The organism is Curtobacterium sp. MCBD17_013 (assembly GCF_003234565.1).
Taxonomy (GTDB): domain Bacteria; phylum Actinomycetota; class Actinomycetes; order Actinomycetales; family Microbacteriaceae; genus Curtobacterium.
The window spans coordinates 42582-64735 of sequence record NZ_QKTU01000014.1; the positions used below are offsets into that span (position 1 = coordinate 42582).

Genomic DNA, 22154 nt, shown 5'->3' on the forward strand with positions numbered 1-22154 from the left:
TCCTTCCGTTCGCACCGCCGCATCGCGGTGTTCGAACGGAAGGCACCGGTTCGGCCGCTCCGACCCGCGACCACCGCGACCACCGCGACCCGCGACCACCGCGACCCGCGACCACCGCGACCACCCCGGGAGGCGCGGCGCCGGCCCGACCGGCACCGCGCCTCCCGACCGTCCCACCCCAACGAACCGGAAGAACCACGTGCGATTCGGATACTGGACCCCGCTGTTCGGCGGCTGGCTCCGCAACGTCGAGGACGAGCAGATGCCCGTCACGTTCGACTACGTCAAGCGCCTCGCCCAGCGGGCCGAGCAGATCGGCTTCGACCTGACGCTCGTCCCCGAGCTCAACCTCAACGACATCAAGGGCACGGCCGCGCCGAGCCTCGAGGCATGGGCGCTCGCGGCGGCGATCGCGGCGACGACCGACCGCCTCGAGATCATGGCGGCCATGCGCCCGGGCTACCACCTGCCCGCCGTCACGGCGAAGCAGGCCGCGACGATCGACGACATCTCGAACGGTCGGTTCACGTTCAACGTCGTGAGTGCCTGGTGGGCCGAGGAGGCCAAGCAGTACGGCGGGATCTTCTCGGAGCACGACGACCGGTACCGCCGCACCGCCGAGTTCGTCGAGATCATGAAGGGCATGTGGACGGAGACGCCGTACTCGTTCCACGGGGAGTACTACGACATCGAGAACGCGCACCTCGAGCCGAAGCCCCGCGTGCAGCCGCGCATCTACGCCGGCGGTGAGTCCGAGGCCGGCAAGGCGAGCATCACGCGCTACGCCGACGCCTACGTCACGCACGGCGGCACGGTCGACGAACTCCGCACGAAGATCGACGAGATGAAGCAGCGGCGGGTCGACGCCGGACTGCCGCCGTTCGAGGCGTTCGGCATGGCCGCCTACGCGATCGTCCGTGACACCGAGGCGGAGGCGCAGGCCGAGCTCGCCCGCATCACCGACGTGCAGCACGGGGCCGCGTACGAGTCGTACCAGGACTTCATCTCGAAGTCGCAGCTCGAGCGTGTGCCGAGCCTGGAGGACTACTCCGTGTCGAACCGTGGCCTGCGGCCGGGGTTCGTCGGGACGCCCGAGCAGGTCGCCGAGCGGATCCGGGCGTTCCAGGACGCCGGCGTCGACACGCTCCTGCTGCAGTTCTCGCCACAGCTCGAGGAGATGGAGCGGTTCGGCGAGCAGGTCATCCCGCTCGTGGCCGGCACCACCGCGGGCTGAGGGGCACGACGGCGCCGTGCCACCGCGGTGCCCCTCGGGGTCGCGCGGTGGCCATCGCGACCGATATAGGTTGGGTCCATGACGTCGCTCGCCGCACCGACCCGGGTGCGGACGCGCGCGCCGGGCAAGATCAACGTCTACCTGGCTGTCGGCACGCTGCTGCCGGACGGGTACCACGACGTCGCGACGGCGTACCAGGCCGTGTCGTTGTACGAGGACGTCGTCGCCGAGGCGGCTGACGACTTCACCGTGCGGTTCACCGGTCCCATCGACACGTCGGCGGTCCCGGTGGACGAGACGAACCTGGCACTGCGGGCCGCCCGGCTCGTGGCGGAGCGCGCGGGCTACCGCGGCGGGGTGCACCTGACGATCGAGAAGCAGGTGCCCGTCGCCGGGGGCATGGGCGGCGGTTCCGCGGACGCGGCGGCGACGCTCCTGGCGGTCGACACCCTGTGGGGCACGTCGCTCGGTCGTGACGAACTCCTGCGGCTCGCGGCCGGGCTCGGCGCGGACGTGCCGTTCGCGTTCTCCGGCGGCACCGCGATCGGCACGGGGCGGGGCGACGAGCTCAGCCCGGCCCTGGCGTCGGGGCAGTTCCACTGGGTGCTCGTGCTCTCGGACGAGGGACTCTCGACGCCCGCGGTGTACACCGCCCTCGACGAGCATCGCGACCGCTACCGCGCCGACATCACGCCCGTCCGGGACGCCCCCGTCGTCGAGGCGAACGTGCTGCAGGCGCTCCGGGCGGGCGACGCCGAGCTGCTGGCCGACTGCCTCCACAACGACCTGCAGGCTCCGGCGATGCGGCTGCAACCCACGCTCGCGCGCACGCTCGAACTCGGTGAGCGCGCCGGCGCTCTCGCGGGCATCGTGTCCGGGAGCGGCCCGACCGTCGCGTTCCTGGCCGCGGACTCCGACGCCGCGCTCGACCTGCAGGTCGAGTTGAGTGCCGCCGGGCTGACCGTGGTGCGGGCCACGGGTCCGGTGCACGGCGCGCGCGTCGTACCGCGGTAGCCCGAGCCCGAGCCCGAGCCCGAGCCCGAGCCCGAGCCCGCGCACGAGCCCGAGCCCGCGCACGAGCACGAGCGCGAGCGCGAGCGCGAGCCCGCCGCGCCTCAGTTCCCGGTCACCAACTTGCCCGCGGCGTAGTGGGTCGCGACCTGCTGTGCGGTGAGCACCGTGGTGTACACCGCCGCGTACCGCATGGCACCGTTCACGTACCAGGCGGAGCCGGAACCCACCCAGCTCCCGGACAGGCTGTCGTAGCCGATCCGCCAGTACCCGCCTCCGTCGTCCTCGGCTCCGGTGTACGCACTGTTGCTGGCGACGAGCGTCCCGTCGAGGTAGAGCGCCATGCCGGTGCTCGGACTCTGCGTCGCGACCACCTGGTGCCAGGCCCCGTCCGCGTAGTCGACCCCCGCTGCACTGGTCACGATCTGGTTCCTGCTGCTGTAGGTGGCGAAGGTGACCCCGCCGTCGGTGTTCACGTAGACGGCCCGGTCCTCCAGTCCGGACGTGCCGGTCCGGGCGGTGCCGAATCCGATCAACCGGCCGGCTGCCGTGGCCGTGCGGAACCAGACCTCCTCGCTGTAGGTGGCCGGTGGCGCCGTCTTCGTCGGCATCGACACGTAGCTCGTGGACCCGTCGAGCACGTACGCGCTGCCACCGTCCCTCGGGCAGGCGATGGGCGTCTCGGTGCTCGTGGTCATGCTGCCCTGGTACGTGCCGTCGTTCCCGTGTCCGGACACGTCCCGGGCGGTGGTCGAGCCGGCGTCCTCGGTCAGCGGGTACTGGAACAGCGCCGAGCCGGCGTCGACGGTGAGCGCGTCCGGACAGTGGAAGTACGGCGCCGTCCTCGCGGTGTCCGCGGGGTCCGTGATCGCCGCGGTCCACCCCGAGGTCGTCCCGGGCGCCGCGACACCGACGGCGGCCGCGGCGGCGAGCGCCACCGCGACGAGGGGCCACCGCCGTCGGGGTCGCTCGCGGTGCCGGGGGGTCATGCGTGGAGTCCTCGGGTCCGGCGGTGGCGGCGCGGGCCCGCTTCGTCGCCCGGGAGGCCCACCACGAGTGTCCAGAGCAGCGGTACCGCACACAGGCCCACCGCGACCGCCCATCCCCAGGGCGGCAGGTGCAGCGCGGTCGTCAGGTGGTGGACCGCGTGCGGTGTCGCGATGCCGTGCGCTGGCACGGTGAGGCGCCCGACCTCGCCGGCGACGAGGTCGACGTGCGCGCCGGTCGGGGCGGCGACCCGGACGGGCAGCATCCCGGTGGACACGACGGTCGCCTCCGTGCCGCCCGACACGGTCGCGGTCTGGAGCACCGTGGTCCCGACGAAGGGACGGAGGACGAACGCGACGCCGGAGAGCAGGACGGACACCCCGAGGACGCGGGCAGCCGATCGGTGCGTCGGCCGACGGACGCGGCTCGTCACGAGCCAGAGCGCCACGAGACCGCCGATCAGCAGGGGCAGTGCACGGACGAGCCATCCGACCCCGGGCAGGATCGTCCGGACCACCCCGACCACGTCGGCGGCGCGGAGACGCCAGGGGTCGACGGCGCCGTTCGCGTCACCGCGGGTCGTGATCCGTCCGTCGTCGATCGCGACGATCCGGTGCGTGTACGTCTCGGCGGCGGCGGTCGGCGGGTGGAACGTGACGACGTCGCCGACGCGCAGGTCGGTCGCGGCGGCGGGGCCGGTGAGGACGAGCGTGCCGACGGGCGCGGCCGTGCCCATGGACGGCGTCTCGACGACGAACCACCGACCGCCGGTGGCGTGGAACGCCGCCGCGGCGACGACCATGACAGCGATGATCGCGAGCAGGACGCCGGTGAGCGCTCGCCGTCCGGTCCGACGACGACGGCGAGTGATGGCCCGGAGGCCGTGGACGGCCCTGCTGCCGCGCACCGCCCGGACGCCGTCGGCCGGCCGGACGGCGCGGACGTGCGTCGCGGTCATGGCGGTCGCCTCCACGGATCGGGAGGGGCGGGTCCGGCAGCGGGACCCGCCGCGTCGGACGGGGTGGGGGCTAGCTGGCGTACGACCAGGTCAGCGGGACCATGGCCTGGAGGCCCTGGTAGCTGTTCCCGAGGGTGCTCGGCAGCGAGACGGCGAAGCTGAAGGCCGTGGACGAACCGCCCGGGACGGCGGGGAGCGAGAACGGCGTGGTCGTGCTGCCGAGGGCGGCGAGGGTGCCCGAGAACACCGTGGTGTTCGCGGTCGTGTTCTTGACGACCACCGTCATCTGCGAGCACAGGTCGTTCGCCGTGCCGTTGACGGAGCCGTTCGCGAGCTGCCCGCAGGAGCCCGGGGTGAGGGTGAACGTCCGGGCGGCGGCCGATCCGGTGTTCTTGATCGTCATCGCCGTGGTGACGGTGTCGCCGGGCACCATGGCGGCCCCGCCGAACTGGTCGATCGACGTGCAGGTCGCGGTGTTCGTCGAGACGGAGCCGCCGTCGGTCGAGGTGCACGTCGCCGCGTTCGCGCCGGTCGTGGACTCCTGCATCACGAGGGTGCCGGTGACGGCCGTGTCACCGCTGTTCGTGATCGACGCGACGAACCCCGACAGGGTCCCGGACATCGAGAACGAGAGCAGCACGGCGGCGAGCACCCCGGTGCCGATCGCGAACCACGTGAACCGGACGCGTTTCGGGCTGGTGGGCAGGACGTGGGACAACGGCGGGCTCCTCGGGTCGGATCGGGTCGCTCGCGGTGTACCCCGTCAGGATGGATCGTCGGACGCAGGATCGGGCTGCGGAACGACGCCCGGACGACGACACCGTGCGGCCCCATCAGTCTGAGCGGTTCTCGAGAACTCTGAGGCCCCCAATGCGGGGGACGCGGTTGTACCCCGAACGATACCGACCAGGCGGTTTGCCGCCGGGTCAGTGCCCGGTGCGCTTGTACTCGGACACGATGACGGTGCCGGTGCGCCACGTGCCGGCGACGTGGAACCCACGACGTTCGAGTGTCGCGGTGAGCGCCGGGCGGACGTCGCGGGACGGCGCCCCGAGGAACCACACCGTGTCGATGTCGCCGAGACGGCGGGGCACCGTCGTGGCGACGTCCCCGTTCGTGTCCCAGAGCCGACCGGTGGCGGGGCCGCTCGTGACCGCGGCCAGGTCGGTCATCCCGGCGAAGGCCCGCGGGTAGGCGTCGCGGATGATCTGCGTCGTCGTCGTCGGGTGGTGCCACACGCTGCCGTAGACGACACCCTCGTCCGCATCGGGAGCGAACGAGCGCTGCCGGCTCACGATCGCGGCGGCCTGCGCCCAGTGCGAGTCCTGCTTGGCGTACGGGGTCTTCACGGCCACCGCGGCGGGCACGGCCAGCGCGACGAGCAGACCGACCGCGACGAGGGCGGGGACCCGCGGGCGGATCGACGTCAGGCCGAGGGCGATGAGCACCGCGACGAACGGCAGGCTCAGCGTGGCGTACTTCGGCGAGTACAGGTGCTCCCCGAGGGCCGTCGCGCCGACGAGGAGTGCCGTCGGGACGACGACGACGGGCAGGGTGACCCGGACCGCCTGGGCGCGCAGGGCCTCCCCGGCGGTCCGGGCGGTGGCGCGACGTCGCGCGCCACGCAGACCGAGGACGACGCCGGCCGCCATCGCGACCCAGGCGGCGGTCGCGAACGGGACCGACCCGGGGAACCACGCCGTCGTCGACACCTGGCGCACGGTGCCCGGCCCGATCCCGGCGATCCAGCTCACCTGCTCCGACTGGCCCGTGGCGACGGCCACGAACGGCACGACGGTGACCGCTGCGCAGCCCGCGGCGATCGCCCACGCGCCGAGGACGTGCCGCGGCACGATCGGCACCGGGGCGGAAGCGCGATGCGTCATGGGTGCGGCGCGGGCGGCTCGGAGGTCGGCGAGGCGCGTCCACGCGAGCGCCACGGCGTGGGCGACGACGACGAGCGACAGGTAGACGTTGAACACCACCGCGACCGCGGCGAGGACCCCGTACGCGACCCACCACCGCCGTCCGATGCCGTGCCGCGTGCGTCGCACCGCGGTGAGGCCGACGAGTGTCAGGCCCACCGACAGCGCGGTGATGGTCGCGTAGGGGCGGCCCTCGACGCCGGCCCAGGCGACGCGGGGGAGGAGCAGGAACACGACGCCCGCGACGACGCCGACCCGGCGACCGGCGATCCGACGGCCGAGCGCGACGACGAGCCCGGCGGCGAGCCCGACGGCGAGCGCGCTCGGGAACCGCAGCGTGAACGGGGTGGAGCCGACGAGGCGGAACCAGACGTGCATGCAGGCGTAGTAGAGCCCGTGCACGGCGTCGACGTGGTGCAGTTCGCTCCAGAGCTGCCCCCACGTCCGGGTCGCGCTCGTGACGGTGGCGCCCTCGTCGTACCAGAGGGACGGCACCCAGGCGAAGGCCGCAGCGAGCAGCACGCCGAGCGCCGCGATCGTGAGCTCCGGCGAGCGGGCCGAGGCGATCGACAGCGTGCCGGACAGCCCCCGGACGGACCGCCGGAGGGACGGGACCCGGGTCGGCCGCTGGATGCTGATGGCACCGGTCTGCGGAGAACGCACCGCCCGGACGCTACCCAGCCCCACTGGCAGCGCGCCCGGGTGTTCGCGCGGTCGCCGCTGAGAGTTCACACTCGTGTCTTCGGTGCGACACACATAATGACGGGATGCGTCCGATCGTCGAACCGGCTCCGACCGCCTCCGCCGCCCGTCGGCGTCTCGGCTCGCGGACCTCGCCGCTGCCCGGGGTCGGGGACGAGGGCATCCGTCGCCTCGCCGCCGCACGCGTGCTCGTCATCGGTGCCGGAGGCCTGGGGGCGCCCGTCGTCGCCCTGCTCGCGGGGGCCGGCCTCGCGCGCCTGACGATCGTGGACCCGGACGTCGTCGACCCGTCGAACCTCGCGCGGCAGACGCTGTTCACGGCCGCCGACGTCGGCCGACCGAAGGCACGTGTCGCGGCGGAGCGGGCGAGCGCCGTCGACCCCGAGGCCGAGGTGGTCGCCGTCGTCGCCGGGTTCGCCCCCGAGATCGTCCCGGGACACGACGTCGTGGTGGACGCGGCCGACAGCGTCCTCGTGACACGGGCGGCGTCCGACGCCTGCGCCGCAGCCGGCGTCCCGTTCGTGTGGGGCAGTGCCCTCGGCTCGGACGGCCAGGTGTCCGTGTTCTGGGACGCCGCTCCGGACGGTGCCGCAGTCGACTTCCACGACCTGCACCCCGACCCGTTCGACGACGACGGCTCGTGTGCGCTCGACGGGGTCGTCCCCGCGCTCTGCGGCGTGGTCGGGTCGGTCATGGCGGGCCAGGTGTTCACGCTCGTCACCGGCGTCGGCGACCCCCTGCTCGGCCGCGTCGTGACGGTCGACGCGCGCACGTGGCGCACCGTGGAGAGTCCGCTGCGTCGTGGCCCGGCGTCGCGACGTCCGCCGGCCCTCCCGACCCTGCCGTCGGAGCCGGTCCGTCGGATCGCGCCCGCCGCCCTGGAGGCCCGGCTCGCCCTGCGGACGCAGGGTCGCGACGCCTTCGTGCTCGTGGACGTCCGCACGGACGCCGAGCTCGACGCCACGGGCGTCGTCCCCGGCGCGGTGCGGCCGGACGCCGTGCCCGCCGGCGCCGAGGTCGTCGTGTACTGCGCCCGAGGCCCGCGCGCGGACGCGTGGGCCACGGCGAACGGCGACGGTCGGACCGTGACCGTGCTCGACGGCGGCATGACCGCATGGCTGGCCGAGGCGCGGCCGACCGCCGAGCGTCCCGGCAGGGGGTAGTGGCGGGCGTGCTGCTCACGGGTAGGGGATGACCGCCTCGACGATGGTCTGCCTGAGCTCGCCCGCCGAGCACGCCGTGCCGTCGCCGGCGCCACTGCCGCCGCGGATGAAGAGCGCCGTCCTGCTGCCCGGCGGGTAGACGCGGATACCGTCGATGTGCACGGGCTTGCACGTCGCCGGATCGAAGGCGGCAGCGACCTCGATGATGATGTAGGCCTGGGCGGCGCGGCCGTGTTGGAGCGTGACCGTGGGGTGTTGCACGTCCCGGTCCAGGGTCGCGGCGGGACCGATCTGCGTGCCGTTGCCGTCACCCACGTAGGACACGCCGGGCCAGCCCTGCAGCGTGCAGGTCGTGGGGCTCGTGTTCGTCAGGATGATGGCGAGCTGCTCCTTGGACATCCCGCCGCCGCTCCCCGGGGGGTTCCCGCCCTGTTCGCCGAGTCGTGCGGACAACTGTGCGGTCGTGCACATCCCGGAGCGCGTTCCCGGTCCCGCGGCGGCCCCCGCGCCCGGTGCCGGGGTCGATGCCGCGTTCGCGGCGGGCGCGGACGGGGCGCCCGCGGCGGACGGCGCAGCGCTCGGGGTGGCCGGCGGACGGCTCGGCGTCCGTGTCGCCGTCGTCTGCGTCGCCGAGGCGGTGCGGGTGACGGCGGGGTGCGGCGCGGCGTCGGAGTGCGGGGCGGCGCAGCCCGTCAGGGTGAGCCCGACGAGCGCGGCCGTCGTCGAGACGACCAGGAGGCGGTGCCGTGGATCGGAGCGGTTCATGCCTCCACTGTGCCGCGCCGACCGTGAGGCCGAGATGAGACCGTCCCCGGCCGGTCTCACGACTTCCTCATCTCGGTCCTGCGAAGGTGTCGCTCGGAGTCGGAGGGACGTGGACGTGCGGTTGCTGCTGCTGGAGGACGATCTCGACCTGGCCGCCCGGATCCTCGACGGACTCCGGCGGGCCGGGTTCGCGACCGACCACGTGACCGACCTCGCCGCCGCCGACGAAGCCGTCGCGGTGACGGCGTACGACGGCCTCGTGCTCGACCGCACGGTCCCCGACGGTGACTCGCTCACGTTCCTCCGCGCGTTGCGGCGCGCGGGCGACACCGTCCCCGTGCTCGTGCTGACGGCGCGCGACACCGTGGAGGACCGCGTCGACGGGTTCCACGAGGGCGCGGACGACTACCTCGTCAAGCCCTTCGCCTTCGCCGAGCTCGAGGTCCGTCTGCGGGCCCTGACCCGGCGCGGGGCGGCGCTCCGCGTCCCCGTCCTCCGTGCCGGTCCGGTCGTCATGGACGTGCCCCGGCACGAGGTCACGCACGACGGCGTCCTCCTGAGTCTGACGCCCAAGGAGTTCGGGGTCCTCGAGATGCTCCTCACCGCCGACGGCGCCGTGCTGTCCCGGAGCGCGCTGTTCGAGGGGTGCTGGGACGAGCGCAGCGATCCGCTGTCGAACGTCGTGGACGTCGTGATCGCGCAACTCCGGCGGCGGCTCGGCGAGCCGGACCTGATCGAGACCGTCCGCGGCGTCGGCTACCGGATCCGATCATGAGGACGCGCGAGGTCGCGATCGGGTCCCGACCGAGCCCGGCGGCCCGGCGGCGGCTCGAGCGGATCCGCTGGAGCATGACCCTGTTCTTCGCGCTGACGACCGCGGCCTGCATGGTGGCGCTCGCGGTGTTCTTCGCCGCGACGGACGCCGCCGCGCGCCATCGGGTCGACGACGGCCTCCGCACCCAGGCCCGCCTGGTGTCCGAGGGTGTCACGCACGACGGCCGGTACTTCAGCTTCGCGACGGGGACGACGCCCGCGTCGGGCGCCGGCTTCGCCGCGATCGGGACGATGCCGGCGGGGTTCGTGGACGCGCGGGGCATCGAGTACGCCTCGCCGCGGCAGTCGTCCCTGCCGTCCTCGGCGGTGATCAGCGCGATGTACGCCGGCATGCGGCGCGCGCACGCGTCGGTCTTCCAGACGGTGTCCGGGCGGAACGGGGTCGCGATGCGGTGGGTGGCGCGGCCACTCGACCCATCGGACGTCGCGATGACGATGGTGGGTGCGCCGGCCGCGGCGCCGTTCAGCCGTCGGACACTCGTGCTGGGGCTCGTCCTCGCGGTCGCCGTGCTGGTGCTCCTGGGGACCGTCACCGGGCACGTGCTCTCCGGTCGCGCGATGCGTCCCGCCGTGCGGCAGGTGGAACGGCAGGAGCAGTTCCTCCGCGAGGCCGCGCACGAACTGCGCACGCCGCTCGCGACGCTCGGCCTCATCGCGGAGTCGGGCATCCGGCATCCGGACACCGCCGACCAGGCGCTCCGGGACCTCCAGGGTCGGCTGGAGCGGATGACCGGCGTGGTGACCAGCCTGCTCGCGCGAGCGCGGTCCGAGTCCGGTGGCGAGATCGACCAGCGGCTGCTCCGACTCGACCAGCTCGTCGAGGTCACGGTCGACGAACTCGACCGTGGCGCCCTCGTGTCCGTGGATGCCGTGCCGACCGTGGTCCGGGGCAACGCGGACCTCGTCGAACACGCCGTCCGGAACCTCGTCGAGAACGCGATCCGGCACACGGACGGCCCGGTGCGCATCACCGTGCGGGACCGGTGCTTCGCGGTCGCCGACTCGGGCAGCGGCGTGCCGGAACGCCTCGCCGGGCGGGCCGACGGCATCGACCCCGGTGTCGTCGGCGGACCCGGGGTCGGCACCGGCACCGGGCTCTCCATCGTCCGGTGGGTCGCCGACCTGCACCACGCGACGCTGCGGTTCGAGGGGCGGCCCGGAGGCGGGCTCGTGGTCAGCCTCGAGTTCCCTACCGGCGACACGCGCTGAGCATCGGGGCGGTACCTGCGCCTAGGATCGCAGCATCATGACGCAACTGCGGATCCGCGACGCTGCCACGTACCTCGGCGTGAGCGACGACACCGTCCGACGACTCGTCGACGGCGGGACGTTCACCCGCGCCACGGACGACGCGGGCCGTGCTGTCGTCGACGGCCGCGAACTCGCCCGGTACGCCAAGGAGCGCAGCACGGCCCTCGCCGACCCCGCGTCGGGGGTGCAGAGCTCCGCCCGCAACCGGTTCGTCGGGATCGTCACCGACGTCGTCGCCGACCGCGTGATGGCGCAGGTCGAGCTCCAGTGCGGCCCGCACCGCGTCGTCTCGCTCATGAGCGCCGAGGCGGTGCGCGACCTCGGCCTCGAGGTCGGGTCCGTCGCCGTCGCGTCCGTCAAGGCGACCATGGTCGTCGTCGAAGCCCCGATCGCGCCGGTGTCCGACGCGGACGGGCCCGCCCGGGAGGAACCCGCATGACCCGTCCGTCGTCCCGCCTCCGTCCCGTGGCGGCCGCCGCGCTCGCCCTCGTCGGCACGCTCGCCCTCGCCGCCTGTTCCTCCGGCGGAGGATCCGGATCGGCCACCCCCGCCGCCAGCGCCTCGTCCAGCGCCGGCCCCACCGGCACGCTCACCGTGTACGCGGCCGCGTCGCTGCAGCAGACCTTCACGACGCTCGGCAAGCGGTACGAGGCCGCCCACCCCGGCGCCCACGTCACGTTCTCGTTCGGTGGGTCGAGCGACCTCGTCAGCCAGATCCAGGCGGGCGCGCCCGCGGACGTGTTCGCATCCGCCGACGAGACGACCATGGGGACCTTGAAGAGCGGCGGCATGATCGCCGGGGCGAGCCACGACTTCGCGACGAACGTGCTCGAGATCGCGACCGCCCCGGGCAACCCGAAGCAGGTGTCCTCGTTCTCCGACCTGGCGAGCTCGTCCCTCCAGGTCGTCGTCTGTGCGACGCCCGTGCCGTGCGGCGCAGCGACGGCGAAGGTCGAGTCCGCGACCGGCGTCACCCTGCACCCCGTCAGCGAGGAGCAGTCCGTGACCGACGTGCTCGGCAAGGTGGAGGCCGGGCAGGCCGACGCCGGCGTCGTCTACACGACCGACGTCCGGGCGGCGGGGTCGAAGGTGCACGGCGTCCCGTTCAGCGCGAGCGCGAAGGCCGTGAACACCTACCCGATCGGCGTCGTCCAGGGCACCGCGCACAAGGCCCTCGCCGCGTCGTTCGTCAGCTACGTCCGCTCGACCGCGGGCGAGCGGGTGCTGCGGGACGCGGGGTTCGGCAAGCCGTGACCGACGGGCTGCCGCGGCGTGCCGGGACCCCTCGCGCCGCCGTCCCCTGGTGGCTCCCGGTCCCCGCCGTGGTGGGCGGCCTGTTCGTGATCGTCCCCGTCGTCGCGATGACGGGATCGGTCGACTGGTCGACGTTCGGCCACCTCGTCACGACGCCCGCGTCGCTGACCGCGCTCGGGCTGAGCCTCGGCACCGCGCTCGCCGCGACCGGCGCCGCGTTCCTGCTCGGGTTCCCGCTCGCCGTGCTGTTCGCCCGGTCCGACGCGCGATGGGTCGGGGTCCTCCGCGCGGTCGTGCTGCTGCCGCTCGTGCTCCCACCCGTCGTCGGTGGGCTCGCGCTCCTCGCGGCGTACGGCCGGATCGGCCCCGTCGGCGGGTTCCTCGCCGCACACGGCGTCCGGATCGCGTTCACCACGATCGCGGTCGTCATCGCGCAGACGTTCGTCGCGATGCCGTTCCTCGTCACCGCGATCGAGGGAGCGCTCCGAGCGGGTGACGGACGGGCCGAGGCGGTCGCCGCGACGCTCGGGGCCGGCCCCACGCGGGTGCTCGTCACGATCACCGCGCCACGGGCGGTGCCGGGCATCCTGTCCGGCCTCGTCCTGTGCTTCGCGCGGGCACTCGGGGAGTTCGGCGCCACGCTCACGTTCGCGGGCAGCCTGCAGGGCGTGACGCGCACGTTGCCGCTCGAGATCTACCTGCAGCGCGAGATCGACCCCGACACGGCGGTCGCCCTGGCACTCGTGCTCGTCGCCGTGGCGATCGTCGTCATCGGAGCGTCGTCCCTGCTCGTTCGTCGGGCCATCGCGTGACCGCCACGGTCCTCCGGTTCGGCGTGACGGCACGGGACGTCGTGGTCGACCTGACCATCGCGCCAGGCGAGGTCGTCGCGCTCGTCGGCCCGAACGGCGCCGGCAAGTCGACGGTCGTCGGGGTCGCCGCGGGACTCGTCCGCGCTGACGCCGGTGAGGTCCTGATCGCCGGGCAGCCCGTCGTCCGCGGGCGTCGCTCCCTGGTCCCCGTGCACCGCCGCGGCGTCGGGCTCGTCGGCCAGGACCCCGTGCTGTTCCCGCACCGCTCCGTGCTCGAGAACGTCGCGTACGGGCCCCGAGCCACGCGCCTCGGCCGACGCGCCGCACACGGACGCGCGCTCGCCGCACTGACGACGGTCGGGGCCGAGCACCTCGCCACCCGCTGGCCGTCGTCCCTCTCCGGCGGCCAGGCCCAGCGGGTCGCGGTGGCCCGCGCGCTCGCCACCACACCCCACCTGCTCCTGCTCGACGAGCCGACGTCCGCGCTCGACGTGGAGGCGCAACGCGAGGTCCGCCAGGCGCTCGCCGCCGTCGTCCGGAGCGGAGGCGCGGCCGGTGCGGTCGGTGCGGCCGTGCTGCTCGTCACGCACGACCCGCTCGAGGCGATGGCGCTCGCGGACCGCGTCGTCGTCCTCGAGCGCGGCCGTGTCGTCGAGGACGGACCCGTCGAGCGGGTGCTCCGACGCCCGACCTCCGCGTTCGGCGCCGCGTTCTCAGGCCTGACCCCGGTCCACGGACATGCCGTGGTCGGCGGGATCCGGCTCGCGGGAGGCGAGGTCCTGCACGCCGACGCGGTCGATGCCGGACCCGGAGCGGCGGCGCTCGCCGTCTACCATCCCACCGCCGCGCGGCTCGGGAGGCCCGGTGAGGTCCGGACCGGTCCGCCGTCCGGCATCGTCCGGCGCGTCGATCGGATCGAGCCGCGCGACGGGCTCGTCCGCGTGGTCGCGGGGGAGTTCGTCGTGGACGCCACCGTGGCGGCCGTCGCTGCGTCCGCGGTGCGGGTCGGGGCGGAGGTGACCGTGGGCCTCCCGGCCGACGAGGTCACGGTGTTCCCGTCGTCGCCGGGGAGGTGACGGTCGGACGGGTCGCCCCGTCCGGCGACCACGGGCACCGCCACGCGCCTGACGTCAGCCGGCCATCGACGCGAGCTGGGCGTAGAAGACCGCCGGGTCGCCGGCGAGCGACGCCTTCACCATCGCGCTCCAGTCGTCGACGACGACCTCGATCGAGCCGGCGGCGAGTCCGTCGAGGGAGGCCCGCGGCACGTCCCGCGGATCGATCATGGGGCCGTCGTACCCGGACATGATGTCGGTGTCGGCGGCGCCGAGGTGGACGCCCTGCACCAACGTGCCCTGGTCGGCGAGTTCGAGGCGGATGCCGTTCGTCATGTTCCACTCGGCGGCCTTCGCGGCGCCGTAGGCACCGGAGGCAGGGCCGAACGCGAACCAGGACAGCGCGGACAGGACGTTCACGATCGCACCGCCCCCGTTCGCGGCCAGGACCGGGGCGAACGCACGGACGACGTCGAGGGTGCCCCAGAAGTGCGTGTCCATCTCGCGGTGGATCTCGGCGAGGTCGCCGGTCACCAGGCTCGCGCCGGTCGAGATGCCCGCGTTGTTGACGAGCAGCGTCACGTCCCGGGCGGCGGCCGCGGCGGCGATGACCGAGGCGTGGTCGGTGAGGTCGAGGTGCAGGGGGACGACCCGCGGGTCGTCGACCTCGAGCGCCTCGATGCGTCGTGCGGTCGCGTAGACGGTGCTCACGCCGCGGTCGAGCAGCTCGAGGACGAACTGGCGGCCGATGCCGCGGTTCGCTCCGGTCACGAGGGCGGTCTGTCCGGTGATGTCCATGCTGGTTCCTCCATCTGGTGGCGGGCTCGATCGGCACCGCCGGAGCTACGCTAGGAGTTGACGTCGACGTCAAGGGCAAGTGGCGACCGCCATCCGCCCACCAGTGGTGTCCGAGGAAGGGGCGTCCGATGCGCATCGGCGAGGTCGCACGGCGAGCAGGGGTCAGCCCGAGGGCGCTCCGTTACTACGAGGAGCAGGGGCTGCTCGCGTCGATCCGCACGGCGAGCGGCCAGCGCGTCTACGCGGAGTCCGCCGTCGAGCGGGTGCAGCTGATCCAGCAGTTCTTCGCCGCGGGGCTGTCGAGCCGGACGGTGCTGCAGCTGCTGCCGTGCGTCGACAGCGGGGCGTCGTCGCCCGAGGCGTTCGCCCTGCTCGAGTCGGAGCGCAACCGGATCACCGAGGCCATGGCGTCCCTCGGCGCGGCGCGCGACGCGCTCGACCGGATGATCGACATCGCGTACCACCCGACGCCCGAGCACTGCCCCGCGCTCCGTGAGCGGTCCGAGGAGTCCGAGGAGTCCGAGAGCGTCAGCCCCCGGCGAACGGCGGCATGACGTCGACGAGCCCCACGCCGACGAGGGGCGTCGCGGCGTCCTTCGTCGAGATGCCGTCGACGAGGTAGGAGCAGCGACCCCGCAGGGCGGCCCAGCGCTCGGCGTCCTCGACCGGGACTGCGTCGAGCGCGGCACCGAGGGTGCGGGCGTCGACGTCGAACGCGTCGCGCCCGACCGCCGCGCGTGCCGCCGCGAAGAACCGGATGCGCGTCACGCTCATCCGCCGATCGCGCTCATCGAGCGGGCCGGCTGCACGAAGTCCGCGCGGTCGACGCCGTGGTCCCGCGGCTTGGCCCACATCGCCCGCTGCCAGATGGCGACGACCTCGTCGTCGTCGGCGCCCGCACGCATCGCGGTGAGGACGTCGGTCTCCTCGTCCGAGAACAGGCAGCTCCGGACCTTGCCGTCGGCCGTCAACCGCGTCCGGGTGCAGTCGGCGCAGAACGACTCCGTCACGCTGGCGATGATCCCCACCGTACCGAGGTGCCGTCCGGCGCTGCCCGCCGCGCTGCGCTCCGCGACGTCGTAGCGCTCGGCCGGCGCACCGTCCCGCGGTGCGGCGTGCGGCGTCAGGACGACGTGCTCGGCGAGGAGCTCCCGGACCTCGGCGGCGGTGACCATCTCGGCGCGGTCCCACGTGTGCCCAGCGTCGAGGGGCATCTGTTCGATGAACCGGAGTTCGTACCCGCGCTCCAGACACCAGGCGAGCAGGTCGGCGGCGTGGGTGTCGTTCACCCCGCGGAGGAGCACCGCGTTCACCTTCATCCGCAGCCCGGCGGCGTCCGCGGCGGCGATGCCCTCGAGCACCCGCGCGAGGAACGGCCGCCGGGTCACCGTCGTGAAGGTCTCGGGGTCGATCGTGTCGAGCGAGACGTTGATGCGGTCGAGGCCGGCGTCGGCGAGGGCCTGGGCGCGCGAGGCCAAGCCGATCGCGTTCGTCGTCAGGGACAGCTCGGGACAGTCGGGCAGCGCCGCGCATCGAGCGACCACGTCGACGAGGTCCGCCCGGAGCAGGGGCTCGCCGCCCGTGAACCGCACCTTGCGCACGCCGAGTCGTGTGGCCCCGAGGCCGACGAGCCGGGCGATCTCCGCCGCCGTCATGATCGCGTCGCTCGGCGAGACCGGGAGGCCCGCGGCCGGCATGCAGTACGTGCACCGCAGGTTGCACCGCTCGGTCAGCGACACCCGCAGGTCGATCGCACGCCGACCGAAGCGGTCGACGAGACCGGTGTGCGGCATCCCCAGCATGACCATGACGTCAGCCTACGTCGCGGTCCCGGCGGCGCTGTCCCAGCCGCGACGGCCAGGAGGCCCGGCCCTGCGCTGCGTGCGCGGGGCCGGGCCTCCTGGGCGACCGCCCGACCAGGTGGGTCGGAGCGGGTCAGCGTGTCAGCGTCCGGACGTGTGGGACTCCCAGACCGCCTTCGTGCCCTTGTAGAGCACGAGGTTGCCGTCGTCCTGCATCACCAGTCGCGTCGCGCCGGACTTGCTCGACTTCGTCGACCACAGCGCGGACCCGGCGCTGTTGTAGAGCACCGTGTTCTGGTCGGCCTGGAGGGTCAGCGTGGTGCCGCCCTTCTTCGACGTCTGGGACGCCCAGGTCGCCTTGCCGCTGCTGTAGACCACGACATTGCCGTCCGCCTGCACGATGAACTGCTTCTTGCCGTTCTGGGACAGCAGGTACTGGCCGGCGGTGAGCGTCGAGGTCGGCGTCATCGTGTCGGCACCCGGACGGTTCGTGTGCCAGTACAGCGTGCTGCCGTTCTCGAGCCGCAGGTCCCCGTTGTCCTCCATGGTGAGCTTGTTCGCCGGCTTGTTCGAGGTGTGGCTCTCCCAGATCGCCTTGCTCCCCAGGTACACGACGAGGTTGCCGTCGGCCTGCATCTTCAGGTAGGCGCCGGGCTTGCCGCTCGTGCGGCTGGACCACAGGGCGCGGTTCATGCCGTAGACGACGAGGTTGCCGTCGGCCTGCATGCTCAGCGTGTACTGCTTGTTCGCCGACGTGATGCCCTGCCCGCCGTTCAGCTGCGCACCCGCGCTGAGGGAGCTGCCGACCGTGGTCACGGCCGGGATCGCCGGAGCGGAGCCACCGCCACCCGACGCGAACTGCCGCAGCTGGGCGAGCGTGCCGTTGTAGACGTCCTGGTCGCCGGCGAACACGCCGGCGTCGGCGTACTGCCACATGGCGTACTTCGTCCAGCTCGCGGGGAGCGTCCCCGCCCCGGACGACAGGCTGCTCGGGTAGCGGGCGATGAACAGCGGGCTGCCGCTGAACGCCGCGCTGTTGCCCGTGCACGTCTTCCACCAGTCGGTGGTCGAGTAGATCGCCGGCAGGACGCCGGTCTTCGCCTTGATCGTGTTCGAGAAGTCCCGGATCCACGACACCATCGCCGAGGCGCTCAGGCCGTAGCAGGTGTTCGTGCCGTCGGTGCCGGTGTAGGGGTCGTACTCGATGTCGAGCAGCGGGGGCAACGTCCGGCCGTCCGCGCTCCAGCCGCCGCCGTGCGCCGCGAAGTAGGTGGCCTGCGTCGCGCCGCTCGACTTGTTCGGAACCGCGAAGTGGTACGCCCCGCGGATGAGTCCGGCGTTCGTGGCGCTGGTCCACTGCGACGCGAACTGGCTGCTCGTGTAGGAGGTCGACTCGGACGCCTTGATGTACACGAACCGCGCACCCTTGTTGTAGGCGGACGACCAGTTGATGCTGCTGTTCGTCTGCCACGCGCTGATGTCGAACCCGTCGGTGCCCGGGACCGCCGACGAGTTCGCCGCATTCGCGTGCATGAGGCCGCCGGACACGTTCGCGCCGGTGTTCGCCGCGATCGTCGAGCCCATCGTGTGGTTGCCCGCGGCGTTCATCTCGGCGAGCGACGGGTCGCCGTCACCCGTGGCCGACCCGTCGGCGCTCGCGGGCGCCGTGGCGCTGGCGGAGGCGGTGGCGCCGGCGGTCGCGGCGGCGCTCGGCGACGCCGACGCGCTCGCGGACGGCGTCGCCGGCACGGCGGCCGTCGCCGAGGCGGACGGCGTCGCCGCCGTGTCCGCGGTGGTGGTCGTGGTGGTGGCGCTGGTGCTCGTGGTGGCCGTGCTGGTGGCTGCCGCCGCACTGGTGACGGTCAGCAGCGGGCCGCCGAGGACGACGGCCGTGCAGGCTGCCGCGGCAGCGACAACCCCTGAGAATTTGCTGGGTCGCAAGTCGGAACTCCCTGATCATGGGCGGTTCCCTCTGCCGCCCCAACGGTCCGGATGAGCCTAAACGAGCCGGTCCGGATCCGAACCCCCCGGAACGGGGGCGTGGCGTTCGGGGGACAAACGGGCGCGCCAGCGTACCCAGTCCGAACGCGGTGTCCGCACCAGCGTTCCGACGAGCACGAGCGCCGCCGCCGCCGCGAGGGTCCACCGGAACGTGTCGACCGACGGGTGCAGTTGCCGGACCGTGATCGCGAGTCCGACCGCGAGCCACTCCCACCGCCCGGACAGCACGACGAACGGCACGAGGAGCAGCGCGTACCAGGGGTAGCGGGGGCTCACGGCGAGCAGGGTCACCCCGATCACGAGCACCTCGCCGCTCCACGGCCGGGCGGGATCGGCGACGCGCCAGGCGACGACCGCTGCCAGGAGCACGACCACGCCGACGACGACGATCGCCGCGTTCCCGTGGGCGACCAGCGACACGAGGGCGAACCGGGAGCCGTCGTCGTACCCCTCCTCGGACAGGTACCCGGGCAGGTAGCCGAGCACGCGGAGGCCCGTGGTCGCCACGTACGGCACGTACAGCACCGCGAACACCGCGACCCCGACGAGCAGCGCCCACCACGAGCGGCGGCGTCCGAGGAGGGCCGGGTACGCGATCGCGGGGATGAGCTTCGTGCTCGTCGCCGCACCGAGCGCGATCCCGCCCCACACCGGACGGCCGAACGCGACGAGCACCGCGCCGATCGTGACGAGCGCGGCGCCGAGGACGTCGACGTGCGAGTTCGTCACCGCCTCGGACGCGACCAGCGGGCACCACGCCCACAGGGCCGCCCAGCGGAGGTCGGCGCGGGCGCGCCGCAGCACGAGGAGCAGGCCGACGGTGACCCCGAGCGACACGGCGAGGCCCGCGACCTGCATCGGCCAGTACGTCGCCGTCACGGGCACCAGGCTGCGGACCAGGGCGAACCAGAGCTCGGCCATGGGCGGGTAGATCGTCGGTACCGCGGGCCGGTTGATCGGCGTGCAGAGGCGCGCGTCCGTGGCGGTGTCGTGGGCGGTCTGGATGCGGTCCCCCGGGCAGTACGTGGGGCCGGTCGGGCTCTGCACCACGTGCGGGGTCGGGTGCCCGAAGAGCCAGTCCGGCCGGATGCCCGCGAGCACGTGGGACGACGGCGTGTGCGCGTAGGGCGACAGACCGTGCAGCTGCACGATGCCGTCCCACGCGTACCGCGCGCTGTCCGAGCTCGTGTCCGGCGGCCCGGCCAACGCCGCGACCCCGACGACCACGGCGCCGCCCAGGACGACCGCCGCCACCGCGCGCCGCGGCACCGCGCGGAGCAGCAGGACACCCAGCACGAAGACCGCCCAAGCGATGCAGGTCCACGTGACGAATGGAGTGCGATGACCCGGACGGAGGAACCCCAGATGCGTGATGCCCCAGGCGATGACGCCCGCGAGCACGAGCACGGTGACCGCGGCCGGGAGCGTGGCGAGCACGGCGCCGAGGCGGATGGGACGCTCAGTGCTCGTGCGGCGCGGGGCTCGGGGCATGGTGCGACGAGCGTAGTGGCACCCGTCGGCATCACATCCGGCGGTTCCACCGTGACCGGCCCGGAGGGGATGCCAGGATGAACGCCGTGCGTCGGCTGCTCCGTGACCTCCGCCGCGGCCTGGCGTCGCCGAACCGCAACGCCCGGTCCGCGGTCGTGCTCGGGCGCCTGCTCGGCATCGCGTTCCTCGTGTGCTTCGCGACCGGACTGTGGAGCCACTTCCTGCAGGACCCGCTGCCCTGGATGACGTTCCCCACGCGGCCGGCCCGGCTCTACCAGTTCACGCAGGGCCTCCACATCACGACCGGCATCGCGATCATCCCGCTCCTGTTCGCCAAGCTGAACACGGTCATGCCGGCGCTCGTGCAGGACCCCCCGCTCCGTGGGCCGCTGCACCTGCTGGAACGCGCCTCCATCACGGTCTTCGTGTCGGCGGCGGTCGTCCAGGTGCTCACCGGACTCGTCAACACGTACCAGTGGTACCCGTGGCCGTTCTCGTTCCGGCAGACGCACTACGCGCTGTCGTACGTGCTCATCGGCTCGCTCGCGATCCACATCGGCGCGAAGCTCCCGCTCATCGTCCGGTACTGGCGTGCGCGGGACTCCTACGACGCCGAGGGCCGGTTCGTCGTCGACCCCGCCGTGCGCAGCGAGCTCGTGCCCGATCCGGTGCCCGCGGGCGACGGTGCCGCCCCGGCTCGCGCGGGCTCCGGCCGGGAGGCCCGGCAGTCGCCCGCCGCGCCGACCCGCGGGGTCACGGGCCGACTCCTCCGGTGGATCGACGCGGACCCCGGAGGTCCGCGAGGCCGCGCGGGGGACGGCGACCAGCCTCCGGCCGCATCGCAGGACGGACGCCGGCAGCGCCTGGCGCGCCGCGGGTTCTTCACCGCCGTCGGTGGCGCGGTGGCCGCGGTCGTCGTCCTCACGGTCGGGCAGTCCTCCCGCCTGGGCGAACCGTTCACCCTCTTCGCGCCGCGGCAGCGTGGGCTCGGCCCGGCCGGCCTGCCCGTGAACCGCACCGCCCACGCCGCCGGGGTGACCGAGACCGCCCGCGCGGGGGACTGGGGGCTCACGGTGTCCGCGAACGGCGTCCGCAAGCGCTTCTCGCGGGCGGACCTGCGGGCCATGGACCTCGTCACGGTCGAGCTGCCGATCGCCTGCGTCGAGGGATGGAGCCAGATGGCGACCTGGCGCGGCGTCCGCATCCGCGACCTCGTCCGGGCCGTCGGGGCCCCGGCGGCCAGCACGCTGCGGGTCACGAGCCTCGAGCGACACGGCGGGTACCGCGTGATGGAGATGGGCGCGGAGTACGCCGCCGATCCCACGACGCTCGTCGCGCTCGAGGTCAACGGCGCGGACCTCCCGCTCGACCACGGCTACCCGGCACGGATCATCGCGCCCGGCCGGCCCGGGGTGCTCCAGACGAAGTGGCTCTCGAGCATCGAGGTGACCTCGTGAGCACCGCGCCCACCACCGCTCGGGGCGTCCGGATCGCCCGGCTCGTGCTCGTGCTCGTCGGGGTGGCGGTCCTCGCGTTCGGCTCCTGGACGCTCGGCTCGGTCGAGCGGCCGCACAAGGCGGTCGGGCTCCTGTGGTGGCTCATCGGCGCCGTGGTGCTCCACGACGGGGTGCTCTCGCCGTTCGTCGTGCTGGTCGGGGTGCTGCTGCGGAAGGCCGGGCGACGTCTGCCCGGGTGGACGCTCGTCGTCGTGCAGGTCGCCGTCGTCGTCGGAGCGGTGCTCGCCCTCGTGGTGCTGCCCGAGATCCAGGCGACGCACCACGAGAAGAACCCGACCGTGGTGCCGTTCGACTACACCCTCCGGCTCGTGCTCGCCGAGGTCGTGCTCGGGGTCGTGGCGGTCGGCGCGGTCGCGGTGGGCCTGCGCGGCACCCGGCGCCGCCGCGTCGGCGGGGTCGGTGCCTCCGGCCCTGCCGGCGCCTCCGGCCCTTCGGGCCCGGCCGGCCCTGCCGGCGCCTCCGGCCCTTCGGGCCCGGCCGGCCCCGGCCTCCCCTGACCGCGAGATCGCAGTCGTTGCTGCTCTGGGTACCTCCAGAACGGCAACGACTGCGATCTCGCGGAAGGGGACGGAAGGGGACGGAAGGGGACGGAAG

Annotated in this window: 23 protein-coding genes; 13 read left to right on the forward strand and 10 right to left on the reverse strand. The window is 73.6% G+C overall.

Annotation, left to right across the window (positions count from 1 at the left end):
- Positions 1–199 precede the first annotated feature (199 nt).
- Both DEI81_RS13160 and DEI81_RS13165 read left to right on the forward strand, forming a co-directional pair.
- Positions 200–1234 (forward strand): LLM class flavin-dependent oxidoreductase, encoded by a 1035-nt coding sequence (locus DEI81_RS13160; RefSeq protein ID WP_111011180.1) that lies wholly within the window; start codon positions 200–202, stop codon positions 1232–1234.
- 78 nt (positions 1235–1312) lie between these two features.
- Positions 1313–2248, forward strand: coding sequence for a 4-(cytidine 5'-diphospho)-2-C-methyl-D-erythritol kinase (locus DEI81_RS13165; protein WP_111011181.1), 936 nt, complete (start codon positions 1313–1315; stop codon positions 2246–2248).
- Between the two features lie 101 nt (positions 2249–2349).
- Here DEI81_RS13165 and DEI81_RS13170 read toward each other — a convergent pair whose 3' ends face one another.
- The 4 genes from DEI81_RS13170 to DEI81_RS13185 form a co-directional block, all read right to left on the reverse strand.
- Positions 2350–3234 carry a LamG domain-containing protein gene (locus DEI81_RS13170; RefSeq protein WP_111011182.1) on the reverse strand — a complete coding sequence of 295 codons (885 nt, stop codon included), beginning with the start codon at positions 3232–3234 and terminating at the stop codon, positions 2350–2352.
- A complete protein-coding gene (locus tag DEI81_RS13175; RefSeq protein ID WP_146244100.1) occupies positions 3231–4190 on the reverse strand; it encodes a S26 family signal peptidase in 960 nt (319 codons plus the stop codon). The genes DEI81_RS13170 and DEI81_RS13175 overlap by 4 nt, the downstream gene beginning before the upstream one ends.
- Before the next feature lie 70 nt (positions 4191–4260).
- On the reverse strand, positions 4261–4908 hold the full coding sequence (locus tag DEI81_RS13180) for a hypothetical protein (protein WP_111011184.1): 648 nt from the start codon (positions 4906–4908) through the stop codon (positions 4261–4263).
- A 208-nt stretch (positions 4909–5116) separates the two neighbouring features.
- A complete protein-coding gene (locus tag DEI81_RS13185; protein ID WP_111011185.1) occupies positions 5117–6778 on the reverse strand; it encodes a glycosyltransferase family 39 protein in 1662 nt (553 codons plus the stop codon).
- Positions 6779–6882: 104 nt separating this feature from the next.
- On the opposite strand from DEI81_RS13185, the gene DEI81_RS13190 reads away from it, so the two are divergent.
- The gene (locus DEI81_RS13190) at positions 6883–7980 is read left to right on the forward strand and encodes a HesA/MoeB/ThiF family protein (RefSeq protein WP_111011186.1); all 1098 of its coding nucleotides are present in this window, start codon (positions 6883–6885) and stop codon (positions 7978–7980) included.
- 15 nt (positions 7981–7995) lie between these two features.
- Here the strand turns inward: DEI81_RS13190 and DEI81_RS13195 are convergent, their stop codons facing one another.
- Positions 7996–8745: a DUF4232 domain-containing protein gene (locus tag DEI81_RS13195; RefSeq protein WP_111011187.1), complete on the reverse strand. Its 750-nt coding sequence runs from the start codon at positions 8743–8745 to the stop codon at positions 7996–7998.
- Positions 8746–8854: 109 nt separating this feature from the next.
- Between DEI81_RS13195 and DEI81_RS13200 the strand changes: the two genes are divergently transcribed.
- The 6 genes from DEI81_RS13200 to DEI81_RS13225 are packed head-to-tail and all read left to right on the forward strand — an operon-like array spanning position 8855 to position 13972.
- Positions 8855–9520 carry a response regulator transcription factor gene (locus tag DEI81_RS13200; RefSeq protein WP_258368726.1) on the forward strand — a complete coding sequence of 222 codons (666 nt, stop codon included), beginning with the start codon at positions 8855–8857 and terminating at the stop codon, positions 9518–9520.
- Positions 9517–10788 carry a sensor histidine kinase KdpD gene (locus tag DEI81_RS13205; protein ID WP_111011188.1) on the forward strand — a complete coding sequence of 424 codons (1272 nt, stop codon included), beginning with the start codon at positions 9517–9519 and terminating at the stop codon, positions 10786–10788. The genes DEI81_RS13200 and DEI81_RS13205 overlap by 4 nt, the downstream gene beginning before the upstream one ends.
- A 37-nt stretch (positions 10789–10825) precedes the next feature.
- Positions 10826–11269 (forward strand): molybdopterin-binding protein, encoded by a 444-nt coding sequence (locus DEI81_RS13210; RefSeq protein WP_111011189.1) that lies wholly within the window; start codon positions 10826–10828, stop codon positions 11267–11269.
- On the forward strand, positions 11266–12084 hold the full coding sequence (gene modA / locus DEI81_RS13215; protein WP_111011190.1) for a molybdate ABC transporter substrate-binding protein: 819 nt from the start codon (positions 11266–11268) through the stop codon (positions 12082–12084). The genes DEI81_RS13210 and modA overlap by 4 nt, the downstream gene beginning before the upstream one ends.
- Complete coding sequence (locus DEI81_RS13220) at positions 12081–12896, forward strand: ABC transporter permease (protein ID WP_258368727.1); 816 nt, start codon at positions 12081–12083, stop codon at positions 12894–12896. The genes modA and DEI81_RS13220 overlap by 4 nt, the downstream gene beginning before the upstream one ends.
- Entirely contained in the window at positions 12893–13972 is a 1080-nt protein-coding gene (locus tag DEI81_RS13225) for an ABC transporter ATP-binding protein (RefSeq protein ID WP_111011191.1), read from the forward strand. The genes DEI81_RS13220 and DEI81_RS13225 overlap by 4 nt, the downstream gene beginning before the upstream one ends.
- A 54-nt stretch (positions 13973–14026) precedes the next feature.
- On the opposite strand, the gene DEI81_RS13230 is transcribed toward DEI81_RS13225, so the two are convergent.
- Positions 14027–14749 carry an SDR family oxidoreductase gene (locus DEI81_RS13230; protein ID WP_111011192.1) on the reverse strand — a complete coding sequence of 241 codons (723 nt, stop codon included), beginning with the start codon at positions 14747–14749 and terminating at the stop codon, positions 14027–14029.
- A 128-nt stretch (positions 14750–14877) separates the two neighbouring features.
- Between DEI81_RS13230 and DEI81_RS13235 the strand changes: the two genes are divergently transcribed.
- Complete coding sequence (locus tag DEI81_RS13235) at positions 14878–15303, forward strand: MerR family transcriptional regulator (RefSeq protein ID WP_111011193.1); 426 nt, start codon at positions 14878–14880, stop codon at positions 15301–15303.
- On the opposite strand, the gene DEI81_RS13240 is transcribed toward DEI81_RS13235, so the two are convergent.
- The 3 genes from DEI81_RS13240 to DEI81_RS13250 all read right to left on the reverse strand — a co-directional run bounded on the left by DEI81_RS13240 (position 15278) and on the right by DEI81_RS13250 (position 18135).
- On the reverse strand, positions 15278–15523 hold the full coding sequence (locus DEI81_RS13240) for a MoaD/ThiS family protein (RefSeq protein WP_111011194.1): 246 nt from the start codon (positions 15521–15523) through the stop codon (positions 15278–15280). The genes DEI81_RS13235 and DEI81_RS13240 overlap by 26 nt on opposite strands.
- Entirely contained in the window at positions 15520–16557 is a 1038-nt protein-coding gene (gene moaA / locus DEI81_RS13245; RefSeq protein WP_111011195.1) for a GTP 3',8-cyclase MoaA, read from the reverse strand. Before moaA ends, DEI81_RS13240 begins: the two co-directional genes overlap by 4 nt.
- A gap of 135 nt (positions 16558–16692) precedes the next feature.
- Positions 16693–18135, reverse strand: coding sequence for a GH25 family lysozyme (locus DEI81_RS13250; RefSeq protein ID WP_220035687.1), 1443 nt, complete (start codon positions 18133–18135; stop codon positions 16693–16695).
- On the opposite strand from DEI81_RS13250, the gene DEI81_RS16280 reads away from it, so the two are divergent.
- On the forward strand, positions 18110–18547 hold the full coding sequence (locus tag DEI81_RS16280; RefSeq protein ID WP_181435424.1) for a hypothetical protein: 438 nt from the start codon (positions 18110–18112) through the stop codon (positions 18545–18547). The genes DEI81_RS13250 and DEI81_RS16280 overlap by 26 nt on opposite strands.
- 2 nt (positions 18548–18549) lie before the next feature.
- On the opposite strand, the gene DEI81_RS13260 is transcribed toward DEI81_RS16280, so the two are convergent.
- Positions 18550–20043, reverse strand: coding sequence for a glycosyltransferase family 87 protein (locus tag DEI81_RS13260; RefSeq protein ID WP_146244101.1), 1494 nt, complete (start codon positions 20041–20043; stop codon positions 18550–18552).
- A 77-nt stretch (positions 20044–20120) separates the two neighbouring features.
- Between DEI81_RS13260 and DEI81_RS13265 the strand changes: the two genes are divergently transcribed.
- Together DEI81_RS13265 and DEI81_RS16285 are read left to right on the forward strand one after the other, a co-directional pair.
- Complete coding sequence (locus DEI81_RS13265) at positions 20121–21500, forward strand: molybdopterin-dependent oxidoreductase (RefSeq protein ID WP_258368728.1); 1380 nt, start codon at positions 20121–20123, stop codon at positions 21498–21500.
- Positions 21497–22057 (forward strand): hypothetical protein, encoded by a 561-nt coding sequence (locus DEI81_RS16285; protein ID WP_181435425.1) that lies wholly within the window; start codon positions 21497–21499, stop codon positions 22055–22057. Before DEI81_RS13265 ends, DEI81_RS16285 begins: the two co-directional genes overlap by 4 nt.
- The last annotated feature ends 97 nt before the right edge of the window (positions 22058–22154 follow it).